At 72.6% G+C, this 12,857-nt stretch carries 8 protein-coding genes; 4 read left to right on the top strand and 4 right to left on the bottom strand.

Translation table 11 applies throughout. The features are described from left to right. Positions 1-69: 69 nt before the first annotated feature. Positions 70-888 (bottom strand): 16S rRNA (cytidine(1402)-2'-O)-methyltransferase, encoded by an 819-nt coding sequence (gene rsmI, locus DC432_RS08845; RefSeq protein WP_116537545.1) that lies wholly within the window; start codon positions 886-888, stop codon positions 70-72. Between the two features lie 23 nt (positions 889-911). Between rsmI and DC432_RS08840 the strand changes: the two genes are divergently transcribed. Next, positions 912-2,483, top strand: a complete 1,572-nt coding sequence (locus DC432_RS08840) for a dolichyl-phosphate-mannose--protein mannosyltransferase (RefSeq protein ID WP_116537544.1) — start codon at positions 912-914, stop codon at positions 2,481-2,483. 19 nt (positions 2,484-2,502) lie between these two features. Here the strand turns inward: DC432_RS08840 and DC432_RS08835 are convergent, their stop codons facing one another. Both DC432_RS08835 and DC432_RS08830 read right to left on the bottom strand, forming a co-directional pair. Further along, the gene (locus tag DC432_RS08835; protein WP_431739678.1) at positions 2,503-4,311 is read right to left on the bottom strand and encodes a thioredoxin domain-containing protein; all 1,809 of its coding nucleotides are present in this window, start codon (positions 4,309-4,311) and stop codon (positions 2,503-2,505) included. Positions 4,312-4,334: 23 nt separating this feature from the next. Further along, positions 4,335-5,171 carry an aldo/keto reductase gene (locus tag DC432_RS08830; protein WP_116537542.1) on the bottom strand — a complete coding sequence of 279 codons (837 nt, stop codon included), beginning with the start codon at positions 5,169-5,171 and terminating at the stop codon, positions 4,335-4,337. 92 nt (positions 5,172-5,263) lie between these two features. On the opposite strand from DC432_RS08830, the gene DC432_RS08825 reads away from it, so the two are divergent. The 3 genes from DC432_RS08825 to hrpA all read left to right on the top strand — a co-directional run bounded on the left by DC432_RS08825 (position 5,264) and on the right by hrpA (position 12,270). Beyond that, positions 5,264-6,520, top strand: a complete 1,257-nt coding sequence (locus DC432_RS08825; RefSeq protein WP_116537540.1) for an LCP family protein — start codon at positions 5,264-5,266, stop codon at positions 6,518-6,520. A gap of 78 nt (positions 6,521-6,598) precedes the next feature. Then, a complete protein-coding gene (locus tag DC432_RS08820; RefSeq protein ID WP_116537538.1) occupies positions 6,599-7,762 on the top strand; it encodes a glycoside hydrolase family 3 N-terminal domain-containing protein in 1,164 nt (387 codons plus the stop codon). Between the two features lie 326 nt (positions 7,763-8,088). Further along, complete coding sequence (gene hrpA / locus DC432_RS08815) at positions 8,089-12,270, top strand: ATP-dependent RNA helicase HrpA (RefSeq protein WP_116537537.1); 4,182 nt, start codon at positions 8,089-8,091, stop codon at positions 12,268-12,270. Positions 12,271-12,343: 73 nt separating this feature from the next. Here hrpA and DC432_RS08810 read toward each other — a convergent pair whose 3' ends face one another. Next, on the bottom strand, positions 12,344-12,841 hold the full coding sequence (locus DC432_RS08810; protein WP_116537536.1) for a MarR family winged helix-turn-helix transcriptional regulator: 498 nt from the start codon (positions 12,839-12,841) through the stop codon (positions 12,344-12,346). Between the last annotated feature and the right edge of the window lie 16 nt (positions 12,842-12,857).

The following is a 12,857-nucleotide window of genomic DNA, read 5'->3' as shown; positions in this document are numbered from 1 at the left end:
CGGCGCGAGAGGGTCGGAAAACCGACGCCGGAACGACGCAGCGCGACCCCCACGCGCGAGAAGCGCGGGTCAGCGCTTCGCGGCGAGTCCCGCCTGGTACAGCTCGCGCGAGGAGTGGCCCGTCTGCGACGCCACCTCGGCGGCGGCGTCCTTGAGGCGCGCTCCCCCGCCCACGAGCGCGAGCACCTGGGTCACGGCATCCGGGAACTCCACCTCGCGCGCGGCCGCGCCGCCGACGACGATCGCGATCTCACCGCGGACGCCCTCGGCCGCCCACGCCGCGAGCTCGCCCAGCGTCCCGCGCTTGACCTCTTCGTACAGCTTCGTCAGCTCGCGGCAGACGGCGGCGGGACGATCGGCGCCGAACGCCCCCGCGAGGTCGTCGAGAGTGGATGCCAGACGGGACGGCGACTCGAAGAAGACGAGCGTGCGCTGCTCGGACGCCAGCTGCGCGAAGGCCTTGCGACGCTCTCCGGGCTTGCGGCGCGGAAACCCCTCGAACGCGAAGCGGTCGGTGGGAAGCCCGGCGACGGCGAGCGCCGTGACGACCGCGCTGGGTCCGGGCAGGGCGGTCACCGTCACCCCGGCCGCGGCGGCGGCGGCGACGAGGCCGAAACCGGGGTCGCTGACGGTGGGCATGCCGGCATCGCTGAGCACGAGCAGGTCGTCCTCGCGCGCGAGCGCGACGAGCTCGGCGGCGCGCTCCTTCTCGTTGTGATCGTGCAGCGCGATCAGGCGCGGACGGTTCTCGACGCCCAGACCGGCGAGCAGGCGCTGGGTGGTGCGGGTGTCCTCGGCGGCGACGACGGTGGCGTTCTCGAGCGCCTCGACCAGCCGCCGCGAGGCGTCACCGAGATTGCCGATCGGGGTCGCCGCGAGGATGATCACCGTTCCACCTTAGGCTGGGGGCCGTGAGCGCTGCCGCCCCTTCCCTGCTGCCCTCGGCCGAGCAGACGCGCCTCGACCGATGGCGCGACGTCCTGCTGGCCGATCCGCGGCGCCTGCGTCTGTGGCGGTGGGTCGCCCCGGCGATCATCACGCTGGTGGCCGCGGTGCTGCGCCTGGTCGACATCGGCAACCCGCACCAGCTCGTCTTCGACGAGACCTACTACGTCAAGGACTCCTGGAGCCAGTGGGTGCTCGGCTACCCCTCGCAGTGGCCCGAAGAGACCGATCCGCGCTTCGCCGCCGGCGAGACCGACATCTTCACCGGGATCGGCAGCTACGTCGTGCACCCGCCGCTGGGGCGCATCCTCATCGGCGCGGGCATGGCGCTGCTCGGCCCCGACTCCGCGACCGGCTGGCGCATCTCGGCCGCCGTGTTCGGCACGGCCACCGTGCTGCTGGTCTACCTGCTCGCGTGGAGCCTGACGCACTCGATCGTGTTCTCGTCCGTGGCATCCGGTCTCATCGCCATCGACGGACTGGGGATCGTGCTCAGCCGCATCTCGCTGCTGGACGTCTTCTTGACGTTCTTCATCGTCCTGGCGTTCTGGTTCGCGGTCCTCGACCGACGCCGCACGGGTGACCGGCTCGACGCCGCGATGGACGCCCTGCCCGGTCACACGCACACCTGGGGTCCGCTGCTGTGGGACCGCCCGTGGCTGCTGGCCGCGGGTGCCGCCGCCGGGGCGGCGACCGCCGTCAAGTGGTCGGGCCTGTACGTGCTCGCCGCGATCGGCGTCTACGCGGTCGTGACCGACGCGCTCGCCCGGCGCCGCCAGGGGATCGTGCAGTGGCCGATGGATGCCGTGCGCCAGGGCCTGATGTCGTTCGTCGTGCTCGTGCCGATCAGCGTCGTGGTGTACCTCGCGAGCTGGACCGGGTGGCTGTTCACCGACGGCGGCTACATGCGCGAGACGGACCAGAACGCGACCGGCGTCTTCGCGTGGGTGCCGATGGCCCTGCAGAACCTCTGGGCGTACCACCAGGAGATGTACAAATTCCACGTCGGGCTGGTCACCCCGCACAGCTACGCCAGCCCCGCGTGGCAGTGGCCGCTGCTGCTGCGCCCCACGTCGATGTACTGGCACCAGGACGACGTCGGGGTGAACGGCTGCACCCTGCCGGCCGGGTGCACCGAGGCGATCTCGAGCATCGCGAACCCCGTGATCTGGTGGGCCGGGATCGCGGCATCCGTCTATCTGCTCGTGCGGTTCGTGATGGTGCGGGACTGGCGCTTCGCGCTCGTGCTCACGGGCCTGGCCGCCACCTACGTCCCGTGGCTGCTGTACCCCGAGCGCACGATCTTCCAGTTCTACACCGTGGCGATGCTGCCGTTCCTGGTGCTCGCCCTGGCCTTCGCGCTGCAGGATGTCGCCCGCGGGGTGCGCGGGTCGTCGCGTCTCAGCGGACAGGTGATCGTGCTGGCGTTCCTCGTGGTGTGCGTGGGGGTGTCGGCGTTCTGGTACCCCGTGTGGGCGGGACTGCCCGTGCCGTACGAGTTCTGGCGCCTGCACAACTGGCTGCCCAGCTGGATCTAGATCGGCACCGCCCGGGCGGTCAGCGCAGGCGCGCGGGGTCGGTCGTCGGCAGCGCGCACGCGAACGCGCGGCAGTCGTACGCCGTGGCCTCGCCGCCCTGGGCGACCTTGCCCGCGAACAGCTCGAACCCCGCCTCGGCGAACGCCCGCGCCTGGTCGGGCGAGACGACGGCGACCACGTCCGCGGGCAGGCGTCGCGCCAGGTCGGCGATCTCGGCATCCGCTTCTCCGACGACGACCACCTGACGGGGCGCTGCGGCCAGCCCGACCGCGACCTCGAGGATCGCCCCGTGCGCGAGGGGCGACGACAGCGCGGAATCGGCGGCGGCACGCACGAGCTGGACGGCGACGTCGCGGTACCGCTCCCCCGCACCCAGGCGCCACAGGTCGAGCGCCGCGGCGGCGAACACCGACGGCCCCGAGGGCGAGGCCCCGTCGCTGGGCACGCCGTGCGCCCGCATCCCCTGCGCGAGAAGCACGGGATCGCCGCCGCCGGGGGGATGGATGCCGTCCCCGCCGACGCACTGGTCGACCAGAGCCCGCGCGCGCTCGGCGTAGGCGCTCTCACCGGTGGCCCGGGCGAGGGCCAGCAGGCCGCGTGCGAGCCCGCCGTAGTCCTCGAGCGTCGCGGGAGCGGCGCTGCGCACCTCGTCGAGCGAGGCGCGGCGCAGCGTCCCGTCGTCGGCGACGTTGCTCTCGAGCACCGCGTCGGCCGCCCAGCGCGCCGCCTCGACGAAGCGGGGGTCGGTGCGGGTGCCCGCTGCGGCCAGCGCGGCGATCGCGTGACCGTTCCAGCCGGTGACGACCTTGCTGTCGAGCGCGGGCGGGGTGAGCTGCGACCGATCGGCGACGCGGTAGTAGCCGCCCTCGTCGCGCCGGCCGTCGATGATCGACTCGGAGTCCTGGGCCGCGGCGATCCCGCCGCCGGGCAGCTGCAGCACGTCGACGAGGAAGCGGGCGGCGTCGGCCGCGAGCGCCTCGTCGCCGGCGGCGAGCGCGACCTCGACGAGGCCGGCGTTGTCGGTGAGCATGCGCTCGTAGTGCGGAACGCTCCAGTCGCGGCGCGTGGCGTAGCGGAAGAATCCGCCCTCGACCGCGTCGTGCAGGTCGGAGCGGGCCATGGCCGCGAGGGCGCGGGATGCCACGGGCGCCGCCTCGGGCGCGTTCACTGCCAGCGCGGGATGCTGCAGGAAGCGCAGCACCGGGGTGTTGGGGAACTTCGGCGTCTCGAACGCCGGGCCCGCGGCGAATCCGCCGTACTCGCGGTCCTCGCGCTGCGCCAGCGCGCGAGCGGCCTCGGCCAGCTGCGCGAGGGTCGGCGGTGCGTCGGCGGGCGCCGTGGTCGTGGCGGCGAGGGCGTCGCGGAGCGCGGAGCCGGTGGCATCCACTTCGCTGCGCCGTTCGGTCCACGCCTCGCGGACCGCGGCGAGCACCTGGCGGAACGACGGCTGCGGTGGACGGGGCGCGGGAGGGAAGTACGTGCCCGCGTAGAACACGCGCCCCTCAGGGCTGGTGAACACCGTCAGCGGCCATCCGAGGTGGGGAGTGAAGGCGCTGGCGGCGTCGAGATAGGCGGCATCCACGTCCGGATGCTCTTCGCGGTCGACCTTGATCGCCACGAAGCCGTCGTTCACGACGGCGGCGGTGTCGGCATCCTGGAACGACTCGCGCGCCATGACGTGACACCAGTGGCAGGTGCTGTACCCGATCGACACCAGCACCGGGACATCGCGACGCGCGGCCTCGGCGAACGCCTCGGGCCCCCAGGGGTACCACGCGACGGGATTGTCGGCGTGGGCCCGCAGGTACGGGCTCGAGGCGTTCGCCAGGCGGTTCAGGGCTCTGCCCGTCGTCAGTTCAGGTCGTCGGGGTGGGTGCCCACGCGGCCCGAGCCGTCGCCCGGGTCGATGCCGTCGATCGCGGCCATCTCGTCGGCCGTCAGCTCGAAGTCGAACAGGTCGAAGTTCTCTTCGAGGCGCTCGCGGCGCACGGACTTGGGGAACACGATGAAGCCGTGCTGGATGTGCCAGCGCAGCACCGCCTGGGCGGGCGACTTGCCGTGCGCCTCGGCGGCGTCCTTGACCGCGGGGATCTCGAACAGGTCGTACTTGCCCTGACCGAGGGGGCCCCACGACTCGATGTGCATGTCGTGCTCGGCACCCCAGGCCGCGATCTCGCGCTGGCTGAGGGCCGGGTGCAGCTCGATCTGGTTGACCGCGGGGGTGACGCCCGTCTCGGCGACGATGCGCTCGAGGTGCGGCACGAGGAAGTTCGACACACCGATCGAACGGGTCTTGCCCGCCTCGCGGATCTCGATCATCTTCTGCCACGCGTGCACGTAGTTATCGTTCTTGGGCGTGGGCCAGTGGATCAGGTACAGGTCGACGGCGTCGAGCTGCAGCTTCTGCAGGCTCTCGTCGATCGCGGCGAGCGGCTCGTCGCCGTCGTGGTGGTCGTTCCAGAGCTTGGTGGTGACGAACAGCTCGTCGCGGGCGATGCCGCTCGCGGCGATGGCCCGGCCCACGCCCTCTTCGTTCTTGTAGATCGCGGCGGTGTCGATGTGGCGGTAGCCGACCTCGAGCGCCTCGGACACGGCGCGCTCGGCGTCGTCGGCGGGAACGAGGAACACGCCGTAACCGAGCTGGGGGATGGAGTTTCCGTCATTGAGCTGGATGGAAGGAACGGTCATGCATCGAGCCTAGGCACTGGTGCTTCGAGCGTTCCCGGGGTTGACGCGGCAGCCGAGCCCCTTCGGCGCCCGCGTCGTGATTGACTTTGGCCATGACGTCGCAGCCGCCCACCCGCCACGCGCACCGCCGCCCGGTCTCGGCGTGGCGACGCGGCGCCAAGCTGCTCGCCATCATCGTCACCGTGGCCGTGGTCGCCGGGGTCGCCGTCGCGGGCTTCTACGCCTTCTCGCTCACGCAGACCCTCAAAGAGGCCGCGGTCCCCCTCAAGGACGCTCCGGCCGAACCGCCCGCCCTCAGCACCTACGACGAGCCGTTCGCGGTGCTCGTCGTCGGCACCGACGAGTGCGACGACGTCGTCTCGGCGGCCTTCGGCGCCCGCTGCTCCGACCCCGAGAACGCCGGCACCCGCAACGACGTCAACATGCTCGTACACGTCTCGACCAACCCGCGTCGCGTGACGGTCGTGTCGTTCCCCCGCGACCTGCAGGTCGAGATCCCCGAGTGCACCGCCGCCGACGGCACCGCGTTCCCGGGCGCCTTCAAGGCCTCGATCAACACGGCCTACGAGGCGGGCGGCCTCACCTGCGTCGCCGACACCGTGTCCGAGCTGAGCGGTCAGAGCATCCCCTTCGCGGCGAAGGTCAGCTTCGGCAACGTCGTCAACATCACCGACGCAATCGGCGGTGTCGAGGTGTGCATCGGCGGCGACGGCATCGACGACCCCGATGCCGGCATCCAGTGGGAACCCGGCAACCGCGTGGTGAAGGGCTTCGACGCCCTGGCGTTCCTGCGCACCCGCAAGGGCATCGGCGACGGCAGCGACCTCGGCCGCATCGGCAACCAGCAGCAGTACCTCTCGCGGCTGATGAACAAGCTCCGCAGCGACGAGGTGCTCACCAACCCCGGGACGCTGCTCAACCTCGCCAGCACCGCGGTGCGCAACATCGAGCCGAGCGAGAGCCTCGCCGACCCCGTGCGCATCGCCCAGCTCGCCTACACGCTCAAGGACGTGCCGTTCGACGACATCACGTTCGTGCAGTTCCCCGTCGTCGACGACCCCTACGACTCCAACCGCGTCGTCCCCGACGAGGCGTCCGCCGAGGTGCTGTGGCAGGCCCTCGCCGCCAACGCCCCCCTCGCCCTCACCGGCGACGCGGGACGCGGAGTGGTCGCCGACCCCTCGGCCCCGACCCCCGAGCCCACCGAGAGCGCGAGCGAAGAGGCCACCCCGGCTCCGGATGCCAGCGCCACGCCCGACGCGAGTGCGACGCCCGGCGTGGTCGAGCTGCCCGAGAACATCAACGGCAGCAAGGCCAGCCAGGCCACCTGCTCGAACGGGCTGGGCTGAGCGGGCCCGTACGCGTCGAGACCGCCGGCGGACCGCCGCGGTGACCGGACGTCCAGACTCGTGCGGGAGCATCGAGGGGTGAAGACCGCCCCCCGCTTCTCGGCCGCCGCGCTGCTCGTCGTGCTCGCGCTCGCCGGGTGCGCCCCCACGACCGGCGCCGCCCCGAGCGCGACGCCGACCGCGCCGCCCACTCCGACCCCCACGCCCACCCCGACGCCGACGCCCGACGCGCTCGCCGCGATGAGCCTGGCCGACAAGGTCGGGCAGATGTTCATGGTCGGCACCCCGGTCGAGGGCGTGAACCCGACCACGCTCGCCGCCGTGCGCGACGACCACATCGGCGGGGTGTTCCTGCACGGGCGGTCGGATGCCGGAACGGCCGCGATCGCCGAGCTGGTCCGCGGCTTCACCGCCGCCGTCCCCGCGGGAGCCCCGCGGCTGTGGGTCGCCACCGATCAAGAGGGAGGGACCGTCCAAGTGCTCTCGGGCCCGGGGTTCGACCGCATCCCCTCGGCCGTCGACCAGGCCGCGCAGGACGACTCGACCCTTCGCGCGAGCGCCGCCGCGTGGGCCGGTCAGCTCGCCGCCGCGGGGGTCACCATGAACCTCGGCCCGGTCGCCGACATCGTCACGAGCCCCGAGTTCGCGGCATCCAATCCCCCCATCGGCGAGCTCGCCCGCGAGTACGGCTACGACGGCGCCACGGTCGCCGCGAAGGCCGGCGCGTTCGCGGCGGGCATGCGCGACGGCGGGGTGCTGCCAACCCTCAAGCACTTCCCGGGACTGGGGCACGTCGACGACAACACCGACTACTCCACCGGGGTGACCGATCAGGTGGTCACGGGCGACGGGCCCGACGTCGGCGTGTACGCGTCGATCCTGCCGCAGGGTGACGCGGTGGTCATGATGTCGACCGCCGACTACGCGCTGATCGACCCGGACGTCCCGGCGGCGTTCTCACCCACGGTGGTCGGGGTGCTGCGCGACCGGCTCGGTTTCGACGGGGTCATCACCGTCGACGACCTCTCGGCCGCGGATCAGGTGGAGGTGTACTCCCCCGGCGAGCGCGCCACGCGCGCCATCGACGCCGGAGTGGACCTGCTGCTGGTGTCGGCCGACCCCTCGGTCTACCCCGAGATGCATCAGGCCGTGCTCGCGCGCGCCCAGTCCGACCCCGCGTTCGCGGCGAAGGTGGATGCCGCGGTGCGCCGCATCCTGGCGCAGAAGGCGCAGATGCCGTAGCGCCGGCCGGCCCGGGTGCGGCCCGGGTGCGGCCCGGGTGCGTCCGGGTGCGCCCGCGCCTAGGCGCCGATAAACGCGATCCGTGCCGAAACACGGCGCGGCACCGCGTGTCTCGGCACGAGAAGCGTTTATCGACGGGGCGGGTGTGGCGGGCGGGGCGCCGCGGGGCGCCGCGGGGCCGCACCGCGCGAAGGCGCCGATAAACGCCGATCGTGTCGAAACACGGCGCGGCACCGCGTGTTTCGGCACGAGGAGCGTTTATCGACGGGGCGGGTGTGGCGGGCGGCGCGGCGCGGGACCGCACGGCCGGGATAGGCTGGAAGGCTGTGTCCGTCGAACCCGTCATCGTCTACCCGCCCGAGCTGCCCGTCAGCGCGGCCCGGGACGAGATCGCGCGCGCCATCCGCGACCACCAGGTCGTGATCGTCGCCGGTGCGACCGGCTCGGGCAAGACGACGCAGCTGCCAAAGATCTGCCTCGAGCTCGGACGCACGTCGATCGCGCACACGCAGCCCCGCCGCATCGCCGCCCGCACGATCGCCGAGCGCATCGCCGACGAGATGCAGGTGCCCCTCGGCTCGACCGTCGGGTACAAGGTGCGCTTCACCGACAAGGTCTCGGCCGACACCCGGGTCGCGCTGGTGACCGACGGCATCCTGCTCAACGAGATCCACCGCGACCGGCTGCTCCGCCGCTACGACACGATCATCGTCGACGAGGCGCACGAGCGCTCGCTCAACATCGACTTCCTGCTGGGGTACCTGCGGCGCATCCTGCCCCAGCGCCCCGACCTCAAGGTCGTCGTCACCTCGGCCACGATCGATCCCGAGAGCTTCGCGCGGCACTTCGCCGCCGCCCCGACCGAGCCCGGCGGCGAGCCGACACCGGCACCGGTGATCGAGGTGTCGGGCCGGACGTACCCGGTCGAGATCCGCTACCGTCCGCTCGACGGGGCGGACCGCGCTCCGGAGGATTCCGACGACGAGGGAGCGGATGCCGCTCCCCCGACGCCTCAGCCGAAGAAAGCCCGGAGCGCGGCACAGGGCGGACGCGACGGCGACGACGCCGACGAGGTCGGCGCGGTCGTCGCGGCCCTGCGGGAGCTCGACCGGGAGGCCGCGGGCGACGTGCTCGTCTTCTTCCCGGGCGAGGCCGAGATCCGCGATGCCGCCGACGCGATCCGCGGGGCGTACCAGAAGGACGCCGCGCCGACCGAGGTGCTCCCCCTCTACGGACGCCTCTCCGCGGCCGAGCAGCACCGCGTCTTCGAGCGGTCGACGGTCGCGGGCGTGCGCCGCCGCGTCATCCTGGCCACGAACGTCGCCGAGACGAGCCTCACCGTCCCCGGTATCCGGTACGTGGTCGACACCGGCACGGCGCGCATCTCGCGCTACAGCAACCGCTCCAAGATCCAGCGGCTGCCCATCGAGGCGGTCTCGCAGGCGTCGGCGCAGCAGCGCTCCGGTCGCGCGGGTCGCACCTCGCCCGGCGTCGCGATCCGCCTGTACTCCGAGGACGACTTCACCCGTCGCCCCGAGTACACCGAGCCCGAGATCCTGCGCACGTCGCTGGCATCCGTCATTCTGCAGATGCTGTCGCTGGGCTTCGGCGACATCCAGGCCTTCCCGTTCCTCACGCCCCCCGACTCGCGCGGCGTCAAGGCGGCGTTCGACCTGCTGGTCGAGCTCGGCGCGGTGAAACTGCCCGCGCCCGGCGCGGAGCGGCGCGACCCGCGCGACGACGGCGACCCGTCACGACGGCGCGGCGGACGCGGCGACGACCGCGGACCGCGGCTCACCGAGATGGGTCGCGAGATCGCACGGCTGCCGATCGACCCGCGCTTCGCCCGCATGCTCATCGAGGCCCGCCGCAACGACGTGTCGGCCGAGGTGCTCGCGATCGTGTCGGGCATGTCGATCCAGGACGTGCGCGAGCGCCCCGAGGAACGCCGCGAGGAGGCCGATCGGTTCCACGCGCGTTTCACCGACCCGACCAGCGACTTTCTCTCGCTGCTCAACCTCTGGGACTATCTGCAGGACAAGCAGGCGGAGCTCGGCTCCAGCGCGTTCCGTCGCCTCTGCCGCAGCGAGCATCTCAACTACGTGCGGGTGCGCGAGTGGATGGACGTCCACCGGCAGCTGCGGTCGCTGGGGGCGGAGCGCGGCGAGGGCGGGCGCGGCGCCGGCGGGCGCGGCGCGAAGAGCCACGTTTCATTGAGGCCTGCTTCAGACCCCTCCCGGCCGCACTCTGCGGGACGCGCACCGGAAAAAGCGGGACGAGGGTCCGCCGACACCGCCCCCGAGGGACACGCCGCCGGAGACGCCATCCACCGGGCGATCCTGTCCGGCCTGCTGTCGCACCTCGGCATCCTGGATCCCCGCACCCTGGCGCAGACCAAGGACCGCAAAGCCCCGGGCGACACCCGTCCCGTCAAGGGCGAGTACATCGGCGCGCGCGGGGCCCGGTTCGCGATCTTCCCCGGCTCGGGGCTGAAGAAGAAGCGTCCCGCGGCGGTCATGGCCGCCGAGCTGGTCGAGACCTCGCGCCTGTTCGCCCGCACGGTCGCCGCCGTCGATCCGGCGTGGGCCGAGGACCTCGCCCCCGATCTGATCAAGCGCTCGCTGAGCGAGCCGCACTGGTCGAAGGATGCCGGCTCCGCCGCCGCTTACGAGAAGGTCACCCTGTTCGGGGTCGAGCTCGTCGGCCGTCGCCGGGTGCAGCTCTCGCGCTTCGACCGCCCGCTCGCGCGCGAGATGTTCGTGCGGCACGCGCTGGTCGAGGGCGAGTGGGACCCCTCGGTGCTGGACAAGCGTCTGACCGCCTTCCTGCGCCGCAACCTCGAGCAGCGTCGCCTGCTCGAGAAGATCGAGGAGCGCGAGCGGCGTCGCGACATCCTCGTCGGCGACGAGGCGGTGTTCGCGTTCTACAACGCGCGCATCCCCGCCGACGTCACCGACGTCCGCTCCTTCGAGACCTGGTGGAAGGATGCCGTCGCCCGCACGCCCCACCTGCTCGACCTGCGCGAGTCCGACCTCACCGGCGACCGCGCGCAGGGCGACGACCGGGCGTTCCCCGCGCGGTGGCGCCAGGGCGATCAGACGCTCAACCTCGCCTACCGCTTCGAGCCCGGGGCTCCGGACGACGGGGTGACGGTCGTCGTCCCCCTGCCGCTGCTCGCGCAGCTGCGCCCCGACGGTTTCGACTGGCAGGTGCCGGGCATGCGCGACGAACTCGTCACCGCCCTGCTGCGCGCGCTGCCGAAGACGATCCGCCGCAACGTCGTGCCCGCGGCCGACTGGGCCGAGAAGTTCTCGGCCGAGCTGGCCGAGAAGGGCCCCGAGCACGCGAACGGACTGCCCCGCACGACGCTCGTCGACGCCCTCGCCGCGCTCGTGCAGCGCGTCGCGAACCAGCGCGTCGGCGCGGCTGACTTCGAACTCGATCGTGTCCCGGCGCACCTGCTGCCCTCGTTCCGCGCCGTCGACGCGCGCGGCCGGGCGATCGGCTCGGACCGCGATCTGGGCGCCCTGCAGCGCCGGCTCGCCGACCGCGCCCGCTCCAGCGTCGAATCGGCCGTGACCCGCGACCGCCCCGCGGCGCGGTCGGCGGCGAAGGTCGCCGAGGCGTCGCCGGCATTCGCCTCCCGGTCGACACTCACGACGTGGGACTTCGACGAGCTCACCGAGGTCGTCGACACCCCCGTCGCGGGCGGGGTGGTGCGCGGGTACCCGGCGCTCGTCGACGAGGGCGCCAGCGTGGCCCTGCGCGTCGAGGCGACACCCGAGGACGCCGCGCGCCACACCCGCGCCGGCATCCGCCGCCTGATGCTGCTGGCCGTGCCGTCACCGGCCGCGTACGTGCTCGACCACCTCACCGCGAACGAGAAGCTGGCGCTCGCGGCATCCCCGTACCAGAACGCCAAGGCGTTGATCGAGGACGCGCGCGTGGCGCTGGCGGACGATGTGCTCCTGCGCGAGAGCTCGTCCGGGGTCGTCCGCACGAAAGCGGAGTTCGAGCGGGTGCGCGATGCGTTCTCGTCGGTCTCGGTGGACCGCACCTTCCAGACCGTGTCCCTCGCGGCGAAGATCCTGCTGGCCCAGCGCGAGGTCGAGCGGGCGATGAAGGATGCCTCGTCGATCACGCTGCTCGGGGCGCTCAACGACGTGCGCGGGCAGCTGAAGGGGCTGATCTTCCCGGGGTTCCTGTCGCGGACGGGCCTGCCGCGCCTGCAGCACCTGCCGCGCTACCTGGCGGGGGCGCTCGAGCGGGTGAAGACCCTGTCGGACAACCCGGGCCGGGACCGGCAGCGCATGACCGAGTACGAGCGCGCGACCGCCGGATTCATCGACGCCGGCGGCGCCGTGCCCCTGCCGGCCGACGCGCCGGCGAACCTCGTGCAGACGCGGTGGTTGCTCGAGGAGCTGCGCGTGAGCCTGTTCGCCCAGCGCCTGGGCACCGCCGAGCCCGTCTCGCCCCAGCGCATCGCGAAGGCGCTCAAGGGCGTCTGAGTAGCCAGGGTGTCGCCTTCGCGGCCTGCGAAGCGATGCCTTCCGGCGACCCGCGCGGAGAACGGGACGTGGATCACACGCCGAGTGACGCGCCCCAGGTGCGAAGAAGGGCCTCGAGCGCGCGTCGCTGATCGGCGTCGAGCCCCGCGAGCAGACGCTGCTCGTTCGCGATGTGGGCGGTGAAGGCCTCGTCGATCACCCGGCGTCCGGCCGGCGTCAGACGGATGACCCGCGCGCGTCCGTCGTCCGCGTCGTCGTCGCGCACGACGAGACCGGATGCCAGAAGCCGGTCGACGCGTTTGGTCACCGCCCCGCTGGTCACCATCGTGTGGCGCGCGAGCTCTCCGGGGGCCGCGGCGAACGGCTCCCCGGCGCGGCGGAGGGCGGCGAGGATGTCGAACTCCCCCTCGCCGAGACCGTAGCGGCGGTAGACCGCGAGCAGCTCCTCGCGCAGGTGATCGGCGAGGCGGTGCAGGCGTCCGATCACCTGCATCGGGGAGACGTCGAGGTCGGGGCGTTCGGCCTCCCACTGAGAGGTGAGGTTGTCGACGCGGTCGCTCGTCGGGGTCATGGCATCCACTCTATCT

It is taken from the genome of Microbacterium testaceum (genome assembly GCF_003075375.1).
GTDB classification, from domain to species: Bacteria; Actinomycetota; Actinomycetes; order Actinomycetales; family Microbacteriaceae; genus Microbacterium; species Microbacterium testaceum_E.
The sequence above is the reverse complement of the archived record's forward strand: the minus strand, read 5'-3'. Positions and strand labels throughout refer to the sequence as shown.